A 19,473-nucleotide genomic window follows, 5' to 3' on the forward strand; every position below is an offset into this window, starting at 1 on the left:
ACGACCTTAATCGCAAAGGTAAATACGAACATGTAAGACTTTATCCTCACTCCAACATCCAAATTAGTCCCGGTTTTAAACTTTTACACACTTTTGTGTCTTATCGCTATATCAGAGCAAGCCAAAGAAGTTCAAACGGTGAGTTTGAACTTCTTTAAGACATCTCATATTAGATTTTGATTGAACCCAGACTTGCTCCTTTAACAAATAAACGTTCAATGCTCTTCTCTACCGAAGCATCGGGAATCAGCGGCGGTGCTTGGTGAGGTTTGGTGCGCGCATCAATAATCACCTGATCACAGCCCCAATGCTTGTGGTCATATCCACTATTAACTCCATACATATCATGCGAAGGGTTGCTCCTAGTAAAAGTTGCCCATAAGAAGTTGCTGAGGTTAGCACTCAGGAACGAACTGTCGTCACATAGAATGATCATCGGGCAAGAGTCCAAACCACCCTGTTCTTTCAAAAGAGACGTGAATGCTTGCATTTCCTGTGCTGTATCCGCATAACTCGTGAAGGCAGATGTCTGAATCGAAACAATGCCTGGCATGATGAGCTGCGGATTCTCATAACCACGAATGTTTTTCAAAGACTCCGGAACTTCCGTGCACAGATCCCGAACCTTGTCGCCATATGCTGCAAACACGACCTTGCTTCCGCTGTTCAGTCCTGTACCTGAGTAATCCAGCGTATCAATCGTCGTATGGGTGTGAAAATGAATATCCCGCTGCATGTTCATACGCTCCAAGATATAGGTCAGGAATTCGACTTCCTTATGAGTATCCAGAGGCTGCTGATCCTCAGCGGTTATAAACAGGTACTTCGCCAGACTGAGCTGACCCGTTCCCAAAATACGGTTAGCAATCGTAAGCAACTCTGTTGGCTGTTTCACCGCCTGATACGGCGTGTAACGTTCACTACCAATGGCGAACAGCAATGGATGGACCCCTGCCGCATCGACCGCATGTACTTCTTTAACGCCCGGAATCTCCTGTTTAATCGCATCCCCTGTAATCTCATGTATCAAATCACCAAACGCCGTATCCTCTTGAGGCGGACGACCAACAACCGTAAATGGCCAGATGGCATTAGGTTTGGCATAGACTTTATGCACACGCATTAACGGGAATTCATGCGTCAGACTGTAATAACCCAAATGATCGCCGAACGGACCTTCGGGCTTCGTCTCGCCTGGGTAGATATCACCCGTGATGACAAAATCAGCATCATTACTGATGCAATATCCGTCCTTGTAACTGTACCGGAAGCGACGTCCAGCGAGTAAACCGGCAAATGTCATCTCACTAAGTCCTTCAGGCAAAGGCATAACGGCTGAAAGTGTATGTGCTGGTGGACCACCGATGAAAATACTCACTTTCAGTGGTTCTCCTTTTTTGACCGCTTTGGCTTGATGTATACCAATTCCGCGATGAATCTGATAGTGTAATCCAATTTCCTTGTTCATTTCAAAATCATTGCCATTCAACTGGACCCGGTACATCCCCAGATTGGAATTCATGATGCCTGGTTTATCCGGATCTTCCGAATATACCTGCGGCAGTGTCACGAATGCCCCACCATCCATTGGCCAATGCTTGATGAGCGGCAGGTCCGAGATTTGAATCTCTTGTGCAGACACCGGGAGGCTGATAGACTTCTGTTTCGGCAGCGCCTGCCACGCAGCAAGACCTGTACGGACATGCTGAAATGGCGTCTTAAGCGCCTTCATGGGATCGTCACGAACTGCCATGACCCGTTGTACGCCTTCAAGCGTACCGCGGAACATGAATTTGCTTCGTTCCACCGTGCCGAACAGATTCGATACAGCCTGGAACTTCGAGCCTTTTACATTTTCGAATAACAATGCCGGGCCTTTAGCCTCGTGCACTTTCATATGGATGGCTGCCATTTCCAGATGAGGATCAACCTCTTCTTTGACCCGAATCAAATGACCGTGCTGCTCCAGATCGTTAATACAATCTTCCATATTGCGATATTTCATTGAATGGCTCCATTCTGTGTATGATAAATTGATTAAGTTCATAGATTCACATAACGCCTCTTCTATTTTATCAAATGATTCACTGCTAAACAAAACTATATATGAAATTTTGTCGAGTATCCTAATATCAAAAAAAGCAATATGAAGCAATCTGAATCCTGAATGCACAGGAGCCGATTGTTTTCATATTGCCGCTTTCTATTCTGGCTTGCCTTAAGATGTAATAACCGATCTGGGAATTGTGACAATAAACTGCGTACCTTTTCCCACTTCGCTCTCTACATCAATTGTACATTGATGCAATTTCAATATTCTAATCACAATGGACAACCCTAATCCATTGCCTCGAAGCGAGCTGCTTCGCGCTTTGTCCACCATATAGAATCGATCAAAGATATACGGGAGGGCTTCCTCAGGTATTCCTTGTCCAGAATCTCTAATCAATACCTTCACGAATGAAGATGACGTCTCAATCTCGACATGAATGGTACCCTTAGGGCCGGTGTATTTGATCGCATTGTTTATTAAATTCTGCCAGACTTGATCAAACAAATCTTTGTCCACAGTGATCTCGCAGGGCAACAAGTCCAATTCGATCTGTATATCCTTCTGGGACCACTGCGGCTCCGCCAGTAGAATCGCCCTTCTTAATTGTTCATCGACCTGGAACGTGGTGAAATGAACCGGATGATGCTCCGAATCCAGCGAGGCTAGCCGAAGCAGATTATCACTGAGCCTCGATAAGCGCAGCGTTTCCTCATAGATAATATCCAAATGTTCTTTCTGCTCTTCTAAAGGAATAACACCATCCTGTAGCGCTCTGGTAAATCCCCTGATCGAAGTGAGCGGAGACTGCATTTCATGAGAGACGTTGCTGACAAAGTCATCACGAACAGAATCGATTTTTTGCAACTCACTGGCCATATGATTAAAGCTCTCCATCAGTTCCCCAAACTCATCCTGATTGTTATGCTTCAACCGAACCGACAGATCACCTGATGACATCTCCTTCGCAGCGACCGTTAACCTCTTAATCGGTTTCACAATGTACCCGGACATGAACAGGATTAGTAGGCTACCAATGACCAGTACCGTTAATAGGGAGGTTAAGAGCGTGTTTCGCAGTGTGTGAAAAAGAGAAGAGAAATCGCTTTGTATCAGGAAAGTGCCGATCCCCTCGTTTGTTCCGGGAACACCTATGGTCGCAATTCCATCTTTACTGGACATGAACATTGCATCGGTTGTCCCCGCCTCAAATAACGAATGAACTTTATCCTCTGGCAAGGAAGACAACACTTCACTTTGTTGATTCACGGGCGTGATATTCAAGCCGTAGCGGGCAAAGATACCCAAGCTAGATTTCACTTTTTCCGGATCATCAATCAGGTTAATCATTGTAGCGATGTCTTCAGCAAAGGTAACCATAAAACGATTCGGCGCCTTTTCGCGGGACCCGTTATTGATCATAAAGGAGAGAATTAAACTCACCAGAACAATCCCGATAAACGTAGCTACAATTCGAAGTCGCAGGCTCTTCCTCAACATGTTCATGTCCGCTCCAGACGATATCCAAGTCCTCTTATCGTTGAAATCACTAGCTCAGGTACAGGTTCAAGCCGTTCCCTTAAGCGCTTGATATGCACGTCGACCGTACGCTCATCGCCTTCGTAATCGATGCCCCATAGATCATCTATAAGCTGTGTACGTGTGAATATTTTCCCTGGCGAACTCGCCAGAGAAAATAACAATTCACATTCCTTCTTTTTCAATTCGATGGTTTGACCATCTGCAACGACCATCAGATTGCCCAAATCAATCGTTACACCGCTGATCTGAATGATATTCGATGAACTTTTGTTATATCGTTTCAATAATGATTTCACACGCAGGATTAACTCCACAGGATCAAAAGGTTTAACCAGGTAATCGTCTGACCCGGCATTAAATCCTCTGACTTTGTCCTTGGATTCTCCCTTGGCCGTCACCATCAGGATCGGAATATCCAGATAAGATCGGATATCTTCTGTCAGTTCAATGCCGTCGATTCGCGGCATCATTACATCCACAATTGCCAAGTCAACTTTCGTATGAGATAGCATATCTAACGCCTCTTGACCGTCTGCTGCTTCCAGCACGGAAAATTGATTCTTTTCAAGATAGATTCGGATTAATTTGCGGATATGGGAATCGTCGTCCACCACCAGAATCGTGTTCATGTAGCCATTATCCTTTCCGCCATTCGTTTTATTCGTATCGCAAGGATTCCATCGGGTCCAGCTTCGCCGCTTTTGATGATGGCATCAAACCAGCCACGATACTAATCGCTGTACTTACCACGAGACCAAACAAGATGTAATATCCCGAGAGATTAATCAGTTTTGCTCCAAACGCATTGTCCAGAAGTATGTTTAACACATAACTTATGATCACTGCAAAGATTACCGCAATAATACCACTAAATACGCCTAATAAAGCAGATTCCGAGAAGAATATTCGTTTGATATCCTTCTTTCTTGCTCCAATCGCCCGCAGTATTCCGATCTCTTTCGTGCGTTCCACGACACTAATATAGAGCACTACCAATATCATGATACCGGATACGATCAACGAAATGCCTGCAATACCCGCAAGTACAATGGAAGCCATACTTACGTAAGTCGTAATATTCTCCATGACCTTGGCCATCTGGGAGCCTGCGAAGCCAGCGTCAACAGCAGCTTCATTGATATCATTTACATATTTCATATCGGTTGCATAGGCGTTAACCTGAATCGGTCCAATCGTTATTCCTTTGTCCGAGTACATTTGCTCTAAAGTCTCTGATGAAATGTATCCCGGGGATTGTTGCATTGGAGATCGTTGATCTGCCGCTTCATAGATCCCTGAGATCGTTATTTCCTTCTCCAACGTTACTGGTTTATTATTGCTATCCATCTCATTGATATATAGAAGCACGGACTTGCCGATCATGGAATCAGCTTGGTCATTTCCGCTTAATTGTTTCGCGGTATCGAGGGGTAACAATATCTCATTTTCTGCCGGGAGAACCCCCGTTGTCATCAGTGCTGGATCAAAAGCATCCGTTAACGTCGTTAACTGCGTAAGTCCCACACTTTGTTTTTCATTCACCATTGTCGATTGGCCTGTAATGGTCGTAATTGTCTCTACATGATCCACATTAGGGAAATTGCGAATCGTCTCAATATCAGCTTCGGTGAACGGTTCACCTGTTGCCATCAAGGCTTCGGGGCCTTGCATGTCTTTGGCTTCTTCACTCGGCTTGGTTATATCCACAAGCAAAGGGTCCATACTTGAATTGATTTCGTCGTTCATATACGTCGTTATCCCATTCCCCAAGGAAAGCATCAGGAGTACACTTAATATACCTATAGATCCACCCAAAGCTACCAGGACATTACGCTTGGCGTTTAGTTTCATATTTTTGAGTGCCATCTTGAACGAAGCAAGCAAGCCCAGGCTCCGGGAAGTACCCTGACCACTTTCGTAGACAACCGTAGAAGGATCTTTGAGATGAATATCATCACTGATGCGCCCCTCTTCTACCTTCACAATACGTGTACCGGAGTCAGCGACTTTCTGCGAGTGAGTTACGGCTATCACCAGCATTCCCTTTTGGGCTATACTATCGAGCAAAGCCAGGATTTGATCTCCGTTTTCTCGATCCAGCGCACCTGTCGGTTCATCTGCAAGAATAATGTCCGGATTGTTGGATAAAGCCCGTGCGATGGACACCCGTTGTTTCTGACCTCCAGATAATTGGTTGGGACGTTTGTTCAGATGATCCTTCAGTCCAACCTCTGTTAATATATCAACAGCACGTTGGTTCCGCTCCTTCTCATTGGTGTCCGTCATTTGCATCGCAATCGTCACATTTTCGAGGACAGACAGATGCGGGATCAGATTAAAGTTTTGAAAGACAAAGCCGATATTATTCTTCCGATAATCATCCATTTCCTTCTCTGTCATGGCACTTAAGTTCTTGCCACGAACAATGACTTCCCCTTCATAATCGGAGTCCATGCCACCAATAATATTCATCAGTGTCGACTTACCGCAGCCAGATTCACCGAGGATGGAGACGAATTCACCTGTCTCAAAACTCAGGTTCAAACCGTGGAGTACCGGAACTTTTTCTTTTCCATATAAGGTGTATGACTTCTTCACATTTTTAACTTCGAGTATTTTCATATGGATCTCTTCCTCTCCTGATCAAGCACAATATCTATCTATTTGATGTTCATATCGTAACAAATCAGTGTGAACTGATAATGAACTGGAGCATTGGCCTGTAGGAGGTTGTTCAAAAGAACGATATGTAAAAAAACCTATACTTCCTTGAAGCAAATCATTTCAAGGAAGTATAGGTTTATCGAATTATTATTAGATCAATCCGGCTTTTTGCAGCAATCTTTTCACAATCGCCGCTGACTGCGCACGACTAATGTCTGCCTCTGTCATCAGCTTGCCATCAGCACCTTCTACCAGATCTTGTTTAATCGCCGATGCAACCGACTCTGCTGCCCATGCTTGTACTTTAGCACTGTCGCTGTATGAACTTATCAGACTGGTTGTCTCTGAAGCATCAGCCTGTGCCAGACCGACCAGTTTCATCGCACGTGACACAATGGTCAGCGCTTCAGCACGAGAGATTTCACTGTTTGGACGGAAGCTGTCATCAGCATAACCCGAGATCAATCCGTAGGACACGGCCGTCTGAACCTCATCCTCATACCATGCGCCTGTCTTCACATCCGTGAACGATGCTGTTTCTGTGTTATTCGGGGAGTGCAGGCCCAAACCTCTTAAGAGAACAGCCGTGAACTCTGCTCGTGTAATACTCTGATCCGGCGCAAACACGTCATCACCAGTACCTTGTACGATCAAACGCGATGCCAGATCTTGTACGTCATCACGACTCCAGTGATTCGTTACATCGCTGAATGTTGCCGGATGATAGATCAGGGCATAAGTGCTGTTGGTCAAGCTGTTAATAATAGCAGAATCTTGTCCATTTCCTTTGATAACCTTGGTCGGCACATGCAGAAGGCTGCCATCAGGCTGAAGTACAACTCCAGTCGTGATCTTAGAACCACCCACACCCTCTGGCAATGTGATGGAACGCTCTACATAAGCGTTGAAGCGATCCACATTAACTTGCTGTCCATTCCAGATGGCTTTTACTTCAAAATCAACCGGAGCTGCAACCACCGTAGTGTTCTGCATCTTGTCCGCTGCGGACTGAATGGCTGTTTGCTTGGATGCAGCGCTAGGTACAATAGCAATCTGAATCGTGACATCTTCCATTGGAACGGCGCTTCCGAATTTGTTCATAACCTGATCAATCTGAATCTGATTTGCCGGGAGGGTATACGTACCACTGTCTGTCTGAATGACAACTTCGGCACTGCTTCCTTGCATCGTTTTGACCAGTTTGCCATTCAGTTCACCAACGACCGCACCCTTGCCAGTACCTGTCATCGGCAGCAGAAGCGTTCTAAGTCCACTACCAATCTGATTGATGACTTTGTCATTATCCACGTGAATCGTGGTAGTCACCTGATTGTTTACTGTTGCTGTAGTAGCCGTTGCAGATTGTTCCTGTTTTTGTCCGTTCACATAGATGTCTACACCTTTGGTTGCCGCTGGAGTGGATGGAACAGGAGTAACGACGGGTGATACACTTCCTCCCGAAGATGAACCTGGATTCGGTGTAGAACCCGAGTTGCCACCACCTGAGTTGGCTGCTGTAATTGTGATTGCTCCACCGGACAATTGAGTGTAGCTCTCATGTTCTACATTCGTAAAATGCCAATGCTCTGAATCCGTTTGATCTACAGAGAGCTGTTTCGTTCCAGGCGTCGCATTGTTTTTGGCTTTGATCTCGATATCAAACATTTGTTGTTCATCTACAATCGGATTGTTCCCTCCAGAAAAATCAACCCAAATAATCCGTACCCAGCCTTCCGCATTTCTGATTTCATACTGGAAGTCTGCTACACCCTCTTCATTTGGTGATGTGGTGATGGCGTTGATCGATTTAGGCGTGATCCGAACAATTTCCAGCGCAGACGTATCATAATCAATCTGCATATTATAAGCTTTCACCCCGAAATAGGACTTTTTCAATACAACAGGTACATGAACGGTCTCCCCTGCCTGTACGCTTACATTTGCAAATTGTACTTGTGATGGTTCTACCGGTTCTGCCCCAGCTACATTGGGCAAAATAAGTGAAGAGAGTAATGTCAGTGCGATCAGACCCGACATTGTTTTTCTGATTCTAGGACGTTTCTTTTTCGGTTGAAACATGTAATAGCCTCCATGTCTGTATCAAATGATAGATCGTATGGTAAAAATAGAAAAAGTGTTGTTATTCGTTAACTAAAATAAAGAATATGAATTAATCAGGAAGTTGTATTTTTTCTTTTCCAACAATGAATGTTCGTCTAGGCTCCGTATTTGGGTTTGAAGTGGAGTGGGTAATAACTTCAAGCACAAGATAATGATTCTCGTCCTCAGATGTAACACTATGCTGTTCTCGTGTCTCCCCTACGATTGGCACCCTATCTTCTCCTAAAGCGTCTGTTGCGCGGTACCACTGATAAGAAGGAGTATTAAGGGTATCATCATAATCAATATCCATTAAATAGTAATCAACAGCAACTGCACTCTCCATGTAATCCTTCAATTGACCATTCAGTACATACGGGGCATCATCCACTTGCTTAAAGGTCAACACATAGTCATTGTTTTTCCCGCCAAGTGTTTTGCCATTATATCCTTTTAGCAAAGCATCCATGTCCCCCAGAGTGGTTTCCGTATTACGATCCACATCCATTCGGTTCATCTCTACATAAGAAAAGCTGCGGCGAGTCATCATGTTACGAAGATAATTGAAAAGGTCAGATGCATCCAAAGAATTCACTTTTCCGTCTGCATTTACATCCCCTTTTTTACTAATGTAAAGTTCAATGTTATCCGTAACAGTCTCTGGTGCACCAGAGATCATATAATTCGCTTTCAATTCGATGTTGATTTTGCCGCTTTGGCGAGGAATAACCACCAATGTGCTCTCAGGCGTTGGCATATTCTCATCTTGTCTCGTTTCTACATACACCTCAGCGATGCTGTTATCACTTGAGCTGGCTGTAGGCGAGCTATACTCATCGGATCGAAATTGTGTACTTAGATTGATTCTGATGATATTATTGATGGTCACCTCGATGGGCACATCGCGTAAAGAAGGATCATTTGGTTTCGATGAATAATTTAACCAGTTGATGCCATCATTAAGAACAGGTTGTGAAATGTTTATTACCGGACCAATTGCACCTGCGTCAGCCTGCGGAAGCGTTCCACCTATAGGCAATGCAATGCCCAATCCGAGCGCAGTCAACATGCTTTTTTTCAATATTGGCTTAAGCCGTTTTTTGTTTTGTTTCCCCTTCAATTCATGTTCCTCCTCGTGTACATTTCAAATTTGAACAACTACATGCTCAGTATAACGAGTCATTCTGATCCAATTCTGAACAGGACCATAGAACTATTCCCAGTTATAATTCGACAAAAAACGCCATGGAGTAAGCCTCCATAGCGTTTTGAGCACAAATATTTTTCCAGTTTGGATTAAATTCACTAAAAATTAAATTCCCTCAACAATTCTTTTTGCTCTAACCTTCACCTCACGGTAGAGTTCATCCTCATCAATCGTTAACAACTTCCTGCCTTGCATGAGGATCTGACCGTTCACAATCGTGGTATCCACATCCGCCCCATTTACACTGTAAGCCAGTAGCGACTCTACCTCATGTACTGGTTGAAGATGTGGTTTCACCAGATCGATCAGGATCAGATCCGCTTTGTGCCCCACCTCAAGTACACCCACTTCATCCTGTAGGCCCAGCAGACTAGCACTTCCGCGTGTAGCCATGTGTAGAACGTTTTTGGCTGGCAAGCGCGTGGGATCGCCATAATCCAGCTTTTGCAACCAGGTCGCCGCTTTGATCTCCTCGAACATATCCACGGTTGTGGCACTTCCCGCTCCATCGGTTCCGATCCCCACGTTAATCCCCTGGGCCAACATCTCGGTAATCGGAGCAATTCCACACCCCAGCTTCAGATTGCTGACCGGATTGTGTGCTACACCACCGCGCATACCCTTCAATCTGCTGATGTCCCTTCGATTAAGGTGTACGCCATGCGCAAGTAGGACATGTGCCTGTTCGAACATCCCTGCTTCTTCCAAATATTCTGTCGGTGTCATGCCATAACGCTCTCGAATCTTCACGACTTCTTCCTTTGTCTCAGCCAGATGAATATGCAGCGGGATATCCTCCGCGACAGCCATGGCAATGACTTCACGGAGCGGCTCCATGGGACAAGTGTAGGGAGAGTGCGGTCCATACATGGTTGTAATTCGCCCATCGGCGGCTCCAGACCAGCGCTCTACAAGATCGATCGCTTCCTGCAACCTGCGTCCCCCATCGTCCTCCATGAATACCATTCCTCGTGTCAACGATGCCCGGATACCTGTTTGCTTCACCACTTCGGCAATCTCGTTCATATGAATGTACATATCGGCAAAGGCAGTGGTACCCGAACGGATCATCTCGGCGATGGATAACTTGGCTCCCCAAAAGATATCTTCCGGGTTCATCTGCGCTTCGGCAGGCAACATTTTGCGTTCGAGCCAGTCCATCAGCTTCAGATCATCCGAGAATCCCCGGAGCAGGCTCATTGGCGTATGTTGGTGGGCATTAATCAGACCCGGCATGGCGATCTTATGGCGGCCATCGATAATCTCATCTTGCGGTTGAGGCAAAATGTGGTCAGCAATCTGCGTAATGCAATCTCCTTCAACACGAATATCCCCCGTAAAGGGGGCATCGGCATCTTTCATTGTTAGGATCGTAGCTTGCTGGATCAGTATACTCATTACATTCACGGCTCCTCTGGATTAGTTATCGTTCCTTCCATATCCGAGGTTAAGCCTTCACGTAACGGCAAGGTCAAGTCATTTTAATTTTTGAATCGTCATCTTTCTGAAACTTTGTATAAAAGGTTTGGGATCGATTTCGACCATATATGGATATACTCCAGTGCTCGTGTGCAGATAGAAAAATCCACCTTCATCACCCATACGGCGAAATGACATATCAAACACTTCCGTAATGTTGAACTCGCGGTATTTGGTCACGATTTTATCTGAATACAGAATCATCGAACGGGCATTCATCTCAATCTCTTGGGCGAGACCCGTCACTTCTCTCTGCACTTTGTAATAAGGTAATACAGCAACGCAGTTCATGATCTCCCTCCATTCATGCCATGATTATTGTTCCATCATAGCAGATCGGAGGGTACCAGCAAAAGAATTGAAACTAGGTGATCTGGGTCGTCACCTGTAGAGGCGTATGAAGCGCATCCTGAATGTCCTGTAAAGAGAGGACCTGTTCAATATGAAACACACCATGTGGCAACGCTGACTCTGTTTTATATACGTGTTCGGCCACGGCTGCTGCCACGGCGGCTGTCGCATCTGCTTCTTTATCGCCAACAAGCAATTGTTCGACGCGGACTTGTTCCCCATTTTCCCATCCTACGGCATCGACCTTGACCGCATACATCGGCTCTCCTCCAGGAATAAGACCAAAGGCTTTCACTGTTCCATTACGAATAGACGGGATACGCAGCAGGGAAAACAACCCTGCACGTTTGGAAATTGCCATGGATGTTGTGATCCAGCGGGAATCCAGGCATAGTCTGGTCGATACGGTTGGAATACGTAAGGTTCGAGCAACCACGTGTTGGTCCGAAAAATTAAATCGATACGCCTTCCGGTTCCCCAATTCCGCTCCAAAATCGATCCTTTTGCCATCCCCGAAACTTTGCACCTCCGTAGGCTTGCCCTTTTGCATCACTTGGTAGGTGGCATTCATCTGATCAACCGTCCACTCCACGGCTGCTTTTCCGTGTTTCTCTCCAAGTCCCAACATCACGGTAATGTCTGCTTCCTCCACCTGATCCATATGCATGGTCGCTTCGCGTACAAGCAAGTTCGTTACTCCCGGTGATAGTCCAACGCTGAGGATCGCGGTCGATTGGGAACGTTGCATTGTGGTGTGCAGCTGTTCAACCTGAGCGAGAAAATCGTACTTTGCAGAAATATCAATATAATCGGTTCCGGCTTGTGCACAGGATTCAACAAACCGGGTATCACTCTGATCGACACACATGATGACCAGCTTCACAGACCGTAACATGGACGGCTCCACAGGTTTGGTCACATCCAGTTGTAGCGGCAGTACCGCACCACCAGTAGACCTGCTGAATTCTTCCGCACGGTTCATGCGTGTACCTGCTGCCCATACTTTACCCGGGAACAATTTCCCCAGTTGAGAACATATCATCTGCCCTACTTGACCATAACCGCCAACGACCCAGATCTGATCTTTCATAGGCTTCACGTTAGTTTCGAATTGCATAATACCCCTCCACCCAGAACGCCCCGAAGTAACTTGTAATATGTGAGAAACCGCATTCGGTCAGTAGCTGAGTCATCTCTTCAGAGCATATTGGATCGGATTCACGGCCCAAGGAAGCAGCAAAACGCTCCCACTCTTCAGGAAGCACACCTGCACTCAACATGTGATCCTTCCAAGCTTGCATCATGACTGAATGTGCAGGTGAACGAAGATCGGCATTTACAGCCGCAATGATTAGGGGTGCACCCGGTTTAAGTCTCGCTGCAAGGTCGGTCAGAAACGTTCTTTTGGCCTCCATCCCTTGAAGGAAATGCAACATGAGCATACTTGTCGCCCCATCATATAAAATATCCTCCGGCAATGCTTCAACCGTGACAGGTTGCAGCGTCACTCTGGAGCCAATACCCGCTTCCGCGACTCGTTTCTCAGCAAGTTGCAGCATCGGCAGCGAAGGATCTACTCCCGTGAACATCCAGTTGGAATGGCGTGAACCCATCAGAGCTAATTCTTTTCCCCCTCCAGCTCCAGCAACAAGTATATGAATTTCGTTGTTATCCGCAAAATATGCTGCAAGCAGCCGTTCCATTAGATCATGCATATGAGAATAACCCGGAATTTTCAAGGCTATCGATTGTTCGTAACGATGAACATCTGCTGTTTCCCAGCTCATCGGTGATGGATTGTGATTCATGGGCACCGCGCTCCTCTTGAATTGAAGTTAGACTTGACTCGTTGTTCGTCTAATTTCATTATAGAAGGATACGCTGAGCCTACAATCCCAGAACATTGGGATATTCACATAGAGAGAGGAGAAACCTTGTTGACATCACCTATTGACCGGAGCCACAGACTTATCACTTCTCTTGAAAAAGGAACCTGGACCTCACGTACCTACCGGGAAGCTGTTCTCAAACAGATCCAATCGCTTGTACCGTACGACGCATACTGTTTCACCACCGTTGATCCTTTGACTCTTCTCACCACTGGAGCTGTGACAGAAGAAGGCATTGAAGCTATTCATGATCGGTTATTCATCAATGAATACATGGAAGAAGATATACATAAATACGCTGAGTTAATTCGCAGCGGTGAACATACAGCTACACTTCACACGGCCATGAACGCACAGTATGAACAAAGCCCACGTTATATCAACATTCTTCAGCCAGCGGGGTTCGGTGATGAACTGCGCGCCGTATTCGTCAGTGGAGACGCTTGTTGGGGATATCTGACGCTGTATCGCAAGACTGAGAATTCTTTTTTTACAGAAGAAGAACGGTTGCTGATTCAGACCTGGACTGCTTCGATTGCATCGATGTTGCGGTCCACAAGTCTGACCCTTGTGGAGGAAATCACGAGTGGAAGTCCTGAGGAACCCGGGATTATGATCACCTCGGATACGTTCCAGCTCTTATCCCTGAACGCCCCGGCAGAGTATTGGCTGTCCCAATTGCGTATGCTGGAACATATAGGGCCGGATGTTCTGCCCCGTCCGGTACGTGCAGTGAGTTCGCACTTGCAGCGCAAGAATCGGGTAGAACAGGCTGACGATACTCAACTCACTCCCAAATCGCCCTCCAAAGTCTGTATCCAGCTTCCGGATGGCCGTTACCTCATACTTCATGCCAGTCTTATGCAACAACTCGTGGGACCGGATCAGATTGCCATCCGTTTGGAGCAGGCGATGCCGCAGGATTTGCTGCCCTTGCTTGCCGAGAGCCATGGATTATCCAGTCGAGAACGGGAACTGCTGGGTTATGTGCTTCGCAGCTATTCGTCCAAAGAGATTGCTGCAGCGATGCATATTTCTGTCTACACCGTTCAGGATCATTTGAAATCGATTTTCGCCAAAACCAAGGTATCCTCACGTCGCGAGCTCATCTGGTATTTCGTTTCCCGTTTCCAACTGTCGAATGAACCGGCAATATGACGTGACAGAACAGAGGAATAGCTGCTCAATAGAATGCGAGTACATTTAATCTACTTCGTTTCTTGAATACAAAGAAGCCGATCCTAAAGGATCGGCTTCTTTCTTAGGCTTTTGCAACGTATAACACGTTCGTACTAAATATCTTGACGATGCAATGATTACGTCCATATCTTTTCCTACGACTTTGCAGGTTTCCGAGTAGATTTGGATGAACCAGATTTTTTATTCTTTTTCTGACTCACTTCCACTATTACAGGCTCCTGCGGGTGTTCTACAGGGTACATCTTGCGGAATAATAACGTCTGTAGTACCAGGAACGAACCCCCAACCGTCCAATAGAGCGGCATGGCTGCAGGGGCTGTTAGAGAAAAGAATGCCATCATTAATGGGGAGAGATATCCCATAATGGCAAACTGTTTTCGCTGTTCAGGCGCCATATTAGCTTGGGATACCTTCGCTTGAATCAGATAAATGACCGCGACCACCACAGCGAGCACGTAATCCGGCGCACCGAGTTTGAACCAAAGGAACGAGTGGGAGGACAACTCCGGTGTAAGACGGATCGCAGTGTATATACCGGACAGAATAGGTAACTGAATGAGCATCGGCAAGCAACCGATATTCAGCGGATTGAAGTTATGCTTCTTGTATAGCTCCATCGTTTCCTGAGACAGCTTTTGCTTATCAGCAGGGTCATTTTTGCCTTCATATTTTTTCTTGAGTGCATCCATCTCGGGTTTCATGGCATTCATGATGACTCGTGTTCCCTGCTGGGACTTCGCTTGACGCATCATCAACGGCAACAGTGCTAGACGAATGACCAGCGTAATCACGATAATCGCGACCCCATAGCTTCCATTAAATATGGTGGCAATATGCTGAATCAGATACGACAGTGGAAACACAATGTAGTGGTTAAAAAATCCCGGTGTCGATGAAGTAATCTCCGACACGTTGTTGCTGCATCCGGCAAGCAGCATGACTGCAAACAAAATTGCAATCAGGCCATAGATCCGTCCCTTGCCCGATGTAAAAGTGAACCCCTTGTTCGTCTTATGTTCCATATATATCCTCCTCGTTGATTTGTTGACCAATCGTTCAACGAGGAATGACAATCTGGTTCATCTTCATCGGGCGCTTCTCTTCGTCTAATCATGCGGCTCCAGTCTTCCTGTCTGTGCTGTCTGTCCAAACACAGGGCGGGAAGTACAGGTTCAAGTCCACCACCGACGCCACCTTCCACCCAGTACTCGGTCATGCCACAATGAAGATGGGCAATGTAGGCATAACTGACGGTGAAGATGAGTCCAATCGAGAATAAATATGGTAATAACTCGTGCAGTTCAAACAAGGGATTCACCCCCTTTATAGGTTAGTTTTTATATTATAACACTTACATATTGTTTTTGCATAAATCCGTACGTGAAACCAACTATTATTCAGTTATTCCGTTCTCAATTTGGACAACTCTAGCTCAGCTCTGTGTCTTGCTACGTTATAAGAAGGCCAGGAGCGATCTGATCTATCCATGTCCAGGTAATCTTGACGTTCCAGCATTTCCCTCTTGAGATCCGGGTACTCCTGCAATGCAAACTCTCGAAGTAACGGGACTGCATCTGCCGACAGACTCGCCAGGTAGGTTGCATCAATATTGCCAGTCTGATGATAACGTTCAATATTCAGTGCTGCAATCCGATTATCCATGCCCACATAGTTGACTGCAACATATGCAGTGAGTGCAAGCACAATATACCAGCGGATCAGCGGTATGGACGTGTAGCGTATACGAAGGCCAGCAATCAGCAACAGGAGTGCGAGGAAAATCATGAATGCGTGTACCAGGAAGCGAATGTACGTATATCCATATGCCTGCTCATAAAGATTTAGCCGCATAAACGCGGAATACAACATAATTGCTGAACAGCTGACCAGAATCAGAAGCAGTACCTGATGCACGATGGAACCCGCTTTGCCACTCGAACGGGTGTATTGCAACGCAACAATAAGGATTAAAAAGTTAATACCGGTGACGAGAATCAGCTCCACAAACCCACTTCTCGCATACTCTGCGTAAGACAGATCTACCGGAAGATGTCCTTCTCCCGCACCAAACAGATACGAAAATTGTACAAGCACAAACAGAACGTACACACAGTTAATAACGATTAGCATCGTCCCCACAATGATAGGGTCCAATCTGAATGGTTCCCGATGAACCGGATTGCGTTCGGGCTCGGGTGTAATCTTATTCGTAAACGGACCTTCAGTAGTCGCGTTCACAGGAGAGACTTCCTGCATATGATCACGCGTATTCGACGCGGATGCTGCGCCATTTTTCCAATGTGCGTTCGCCCTCTTCTCTGCCTCATATTGCATTGGCTGTACAAATCCCCATACATAACTGAACAGAACTACACCTGCAATGACAATCCAGATGATTCTCGGTATCCCTGGGGTAAAAGCCAGCTGATTCAACCACTCCGGAAAACCGGCTAAATACTGGTCGAAGACCCCGTCAGCAGAAGACAGTAACGCGATGACGACAACAAGAATAGGCAAGGATGCCACAAGGCCGATGAGCACTTTGAAAACAACCGTTTTCTGTGATTTGCCCATGCCACGCCCGCCCGCTCTCACAGCAAGGGCCGCAACAGTCCCCCAATGACGTATAGCTTGAGGCAGCAGATGGTCAATTGCCGTACCGATTAACCCGATCTCCCACCACTGCTTCCGTTTTCTGCCCATTAGATAGGTCATATGTAAGATAATTACGCCGGGTACAACCAGGAAATTAAGAACACGGAACAGTTCATTGTCATAAAACAGGAACGTTAGCGACAATAACAGCACAACACCCGCTACAAATGCATCAATCCACTGGAAAGACCTCATACGGTCCCGTGCAAACAGATACATAAACACATAAAAGAGAATGACAAAGATCGGATACGATACGCCCAAATCATTACCATAGAATAAATACTGGTGAATGATAGCAAGTATCCATGCTGACAGTAGCGTGATTAGAGCGCGTTGCGGTGAAGCCATTATTTTATCAATCATGGGAAAAACCTCCATTAACCTTTCTATGCTATATTCTAGATGATAAAATAGGAATATAAATAGAAATTAAAATCGATAAAACTTCTTATTTTAGAGGAATACATCAGAGTTCACCTCCAGGAGGGAATCAACACTTGAAATTACATCAGCAATACCTGCTGTTGCATCGTCATTACGGTCACCATACAGAACATGAACTTACACTCGCCAATCTCGCTGAATTGCTCGAATGCACGCATCGTAATACATTAACGATTGTCAAAAAGATGGTTGCCCATGACTGGATAAGTTGGGTATCCCAGCGTGGCCGCGGTCGGCGTTCTTCACTGACCTTACTCATCCCGGCTGACCAAATCGCTGCTGAATACATGATGCAGGCCATGAATCGCCGTGAATTGCAGGAAGCTGCCGAGCAGGTGAGTGCATTCTCCAGTTCAACAACCATGCAGGATTATCTAAACCAGTGGTTGCTTGGGTATTCGGGACATCATACAGAAGCCGGCACCAATAATGAGCAGATTGATACGCTTCGGTTGCCCCTGCGCCAACAGCTTCATGCGCTTGATCCGCTGTACATTAATCTGTTGGCTGAATCCTTTGTTACTAGCCATGTCTTTGACGGGTTGGTTCAACGTGGTGAAAAAGGCGGGATTCTCCCCTGTCTCGCTCATACTTGGGATGTCAGTGCAGACCGACAGACCTGGACGTTTTATTTACGAAAAGGCATTACATTTCACAATGGTCAGATGCTGACGTCTCATGATATTGTGCATACATTTGAACGGCTGCAATCTACAGATCGTCGGACATTGTACCGTGATGTGAGTAAACAGATTCTATCTATTGAAGCGGTCAGTCCCTTAACCGTGTGTTTCCGGCTTAAAAAACCTCACGAATTGTTTTTGTCCTTTCTTACAACAAGTCGTGCGGCGATTGTCCCCTCACCGGGAACACACGAACAGAAGATGAATCATGCGGGTGATCCACATGGAATGCAAAAACCTGTCGGGACGGGACCGTTCAAGGTCATTGCCTGGGATGATCACTTGTGCAGACTTGAAGCTTTTTCATCGTATTTTCAGGGTAGAGCACATATGGACCGGGTAGATATCCTGCAAATTCCGTGGAGTGCCTCGGCCAAAATGGATGATAGTCAAGATATCGAAACTCCGTTCTTCCATCTTGTTCATAATCCGTCTTCTTCTACGGGTGCAGACTGGACACAGATTAGTGCAGGGGTGATGGTTCATAAATTACTCACGTGTAATACGCAAAAAACCGGACCGTTAAACGATCCGGTAGTAAGAGCACACATCCAGTCATGCCTTGCTGAAATGTATAAAGATGACCGACATGCAGATGAGTCTAAGGTCGTGGTACCTGATTTTAGTAAAGTGAGTACCCAGATGGTCCAGGTACATTCGGAGGGATGTAACCATATATCTCAACGACTCAGTGCCACTCGAGCCGTATCCCTGCACATTGCAACCATTCCACAATATCGCAGGGATGCCCAACAACTGGCATCTATATTGGAGCAGTGCGGTTACTCCTGTACCGTCCGCACAGGCACGATGGAGCAGTTCAAAGGAGATCTGCGGCTGGAATCTGATCTGATTCTCTTTTCTCTGATTCGGGACAGAGACGAAGAACTGCGCAGATATGATCTTTATTCCACGTTGTCTGAGCATCTGGAAGATTCTGCTCGTATAACGATTCATGAGATGTTGCAAACCATTATCGCCTCTCCGATTGCAGCAGATCGAACTTCTGAATTAGACCGAATTGAACAATTCTTGGTTGATCAGAATTTACTGTTCCATTTATCCGAAAAGCCAGTAGAAACCGCTTATTTGCCTTCGGTTCGTGGCCTATCTTTCAACAGCCAGGGCTGGGTGAACCTGCGTCATATCTGGTTTCCTTCTGACGAACGATCACATCCGTTAGATTAAACATCGTATTATATTACT

Annotated in this window: 15 protein-coding genes; 2 read left to right on the forward strand and 13 right to left on the reverse strand. The window is 45.9% G+C overall.

The features are described 5' to 3' along the window. Window positions 1-169 precede the first annotated feature (169 nt). From AB4111_RS03385 to AB4111_RS03430, 10 genes are all read right to left on the reverse strand, one after another. Window positions 170-2,005, reverse strand: coding sequence for a UbiD family decarboxylase (locus tag AB4111_RS03385; RefSeq protein WP_442030471.1), 1,836 nt, complete (start codon window positions 2,003-2,005; stop codon window positions 170-172). Between the two features lie 213 nt (window positions 2,006-2,218). Next, the gene (locus AB4111_RS03390; protein WP_442030472.1) at window positions 2,219-3,550 is read right to left on the reverse strand and encodes an ATP-binding protein; all 1,332 of its coding nucleotides are present in this window, start codon (window positions 3,548-3,550) and stop codon (window positions 2,219-2,221) included. 2 nt (window positions 3,551-3,552) lie between these two features. Continuing rightward, window positions 3,553-4,221 (reverse strand): response regulator transcription factor, encoded by a 669-nt coding sequence (locus tag AB4111_RS03395; RefSeq protein ID WP_210107957.1) that lies wholly within the window; start codon window positions 4,219-4,221, stop codon window positions 3,553-3,555. A 28-nt stretch (window positions 4,222-4,249) separates the two neighbouring features. Beyond that, the gene (locus AB4111_RS03400) at window positions 4,250-6,214 is read right to left on the reverse strand and encodes an ABC transporter ATP-binding protein/permease (protein WP_442030473.1); all 1,965 of its coding nucleotides are present in this window, start codon (window positions 6,212-6,214) and stop codon (window positions 4,250-4,252) included. A 192-nt stretch (window positions 6,215-6,406) separates the two neighbouring features. Then, the gene (locus AB4111_RS03405) at window positions 6,407-8,335 is read right to left on the reverse strand and encodes an S-layer homology domain-containing protein (RefSeq protein WP_442030474.1); all 1,929 of its coding nucleotides are present in this window, start codon (window positions 8,333-8,335) and stop codon (window positions 6,407-6,409) included. A gap of 91 nt (window positions 8,336-8,426) precedes the next feature. Further along, on the reverse strand, window positions 8,427-9,476 hold the full coding sequence (locus tag AB4111_RS03410) for a dockerin type I domain-containing protein (RefSeq protein ID WP_442030475.1): 1,050 nt from the start codon (window positions 9,474-9,476) through the stop codon (window positions 8,427-8,429). A gap of 192 nt (window positions 9,477-9,668) precedes the next feature. Beyond that, the gene (locus tag AB4111_RS03415) at window positions 9,669-10,961 is read right to left on the reverse strand and encodes an amidohydrolase (RefSeq protein ID WP_442030476.1); all 1,293 of its coding nucleotides are present in this window, start codon (window positions 10,959-10,961) and stop codon (window positions 9,669-9,671) included. 78 nt (window positions 10,962-11,039) lie between these two features. Beyond that, complete coding sequence (locus AB4111_RS03420) at window positions 11,040-11,333, reverse strand: hypothetical protein (protein WP_076214685.1); 294 nt, start codon at window positions 11,331-11,333, stop codon at window positions 11,040-11,042. A 73-nt stretch (window positions 11,334-11,406) separates the two neighbouring features. Next, a complete protein-coding gene (locus AB4111_RS03425) occupies window positions 11,407-12,510 on the reverse strand; it encodes a saccharopine dehydrogenase family protein (protein ID WP_442030477.1) in 1,104 nt (367 codons plus the stop codon). Next, the gene (locus AB4111_RS03430) at window positions 12,494-13,201 is read right to left on the reverse strand and encodes a class I SAM-dependent methyltransferase (RefSeq protein ID WP_442030478.1); all 708 of its coding nucleotides are present in this window, start codon (window positions 13,199-13,201) and stop codon (window positions 12,494-12,496) included. The genes AB4111_RS03425 and AB4111_RS03430 overlap by 17 nt, the downstream gene beginning before the upstream one ends. A 129-nt stretch (window positions 13,202-13,330) precedes the next feature. Here AB4111_RS03430 and AB4111_RS03435 point away from each other — a divergent pair, with 129 nt between their 5' ends. Beyond that, window positions 13,331-14,440 carry a helix-turn-helix transcriptional regulator gene (locus tag AB4111_RS03435; protein WP_442030479.1) on the forward strand — a complete coding sequence of 370 codons (1,110 nt, stop codon included), beginning with the start codon at window positions 13,331-13,333 and terminating at the stop codon, window positions 14,438-14,440. A 176-nt stretch (window positions 14,441-14,616) separates the two neighbouring features. Here the strand turns inward: AB4111_RS03435 and yidC are convergent, their stop codons facing one another. From yidC to AB4111_RS03450, 3 genes are all read right to left on the reverse strand, one after another. Then, window positions 14,617-15,504 (reverse strand): membrane protein insertase YidC, encoded by an 888-nt coding sequence (gene yidC / locus AB4111_RS03440; RefSeq protein WP_442030480.1) that lies wholly within the window; start codon window positions 15,502-15,504, stop codon window positions 14,617-14,619. Further along, a complete protein-coding gene (locus tag AB4111_RS03445; RefSeq protein ID WP_210107946.1) occupies window positions 15,441-15,791 on the reverse strand; it encodes a hypothetical protein in 351 nt (116 codons plus the stop codon). The genes yidC and AB4111_RS03445 overlap by 64 nt, the downstream gene beginning before the upstream one ends. A gap of 92 nt (window positions 15,792-15,883) precedes the next feature. Next, window positions 15,884-17,503 (reverse strand): DUF4153 domain-containing protein, encoded by a 1,620-nt coding sequence (locus tag AB4111_RS03450; protein WP_442030481.1) that lies wholly within the window; start codon window positions 17,501-17,503, stop codon window positions 15,884-15,886. A 134-nt stretch (window positions 17,504-17,637) separates the two neighbouring features. Between AB4111_RS03450 and AB4111_RS03455 the strand changes: the two genes are divergently transcribed. Then, window positions 17,638-19,455, forward strand: coding sequence for an ABC transporter substrate-binding protein (locus AB4111_RS03455; RefSeq protein ID WP_442030482.1), 1,818 nt, complete (start codon window positions 17,638-17,640; stop codon window positions 19,453-19,455). Window positions 19,456-19,473 lie beyond the last annotated feature (18 nt).

Source organism: Paenibacillus sp. 2KB_22, assembly GCF_052115745.1.
Taxonomy (GTDB): domain Bacteria; phylum Bacillota; class Bacilli; order Paenibacillales; family Paenibacillaceae; genus Paenibacillus.

Bases quoted from the DNA above. Each gene is read 5' to 3' on its own strand.
- AB4111_RS03385 (WP_442030471.1), bottom strand. From the start codon at position 2,005: ATGAAATATCGCAATATGGAAGATTGTATTAACGATCTGGAGCAGCAC.
- AB4111_RS03390 (WP_442030472.1), bottom strand. From the start codon at position 3,550: ATGTTGAGGAAGAGCCTGCGACTTCGAATTGTAGCTACGTTTATCGGG.
- AB4111_RS03395 (WP_210107957.1), bottom strand. From the start codon at position 4,221: ATGAACACGATTCTGGTGGTGGACGACGATTCCCATATCCGCAAATTA.
- AB4111_RS03400 (WP_442030473.1), bottom strand. From the start codon at position 6,214: ATGAAAATACTCGAAGTTAAAAATGTGAAGAAGTCATACACCTTATAT.
- AB4111_RS03405 (WP_442030474.1), bottom strand. From the start codon at position 8,335: ATGTTTCAACCGAAAAAGAAACGTCCTAGAATCAGAAAAACAATGTCG.
- AB4111_RS03415 (WP_442030476.1), bottom strand. From the start codon at position 10,961: ATGAGTATACTGATCCAGCAAGCTACGATCCTAACAATGAAAGATGCC.
- AB4111_RS03420 (WP_076214685.1), bottom strand. From the start codon at position 11,333: ATGAACTGCGTTGCTGTATTACCTTATTACAAAGTGCAGAGAGAAGTG.
- AB4111_RS03425 (WP_442030477.1), bottom strand. From the start codon at position 12,510: ATGCAATTCGAAACTAACGTGAAGCCTATGAAAGATCAGATCTGGGTC.
- AB4111_RS03430 (WP_442030478.1), bottom strand. From the start codon at position 13,201: ATGAATCACAATCCATCACCGATGAGCTGGGAAACAGCAGATGTTCAT.
- yidC (WP_442030480.1), bottom strand. From the start codon at position 15,504: ATGGAACATAAGACGAACAAGGGGTTCACTTTTACATCGGGCAAGGGA.
- AB4111_RS03450 (WP_442030481.1), bottom strand. From the start codon at position 17,503: ATGATTGATAAAATAATGGCTTCACCGCAACGCGCTCTAATCACGCTA.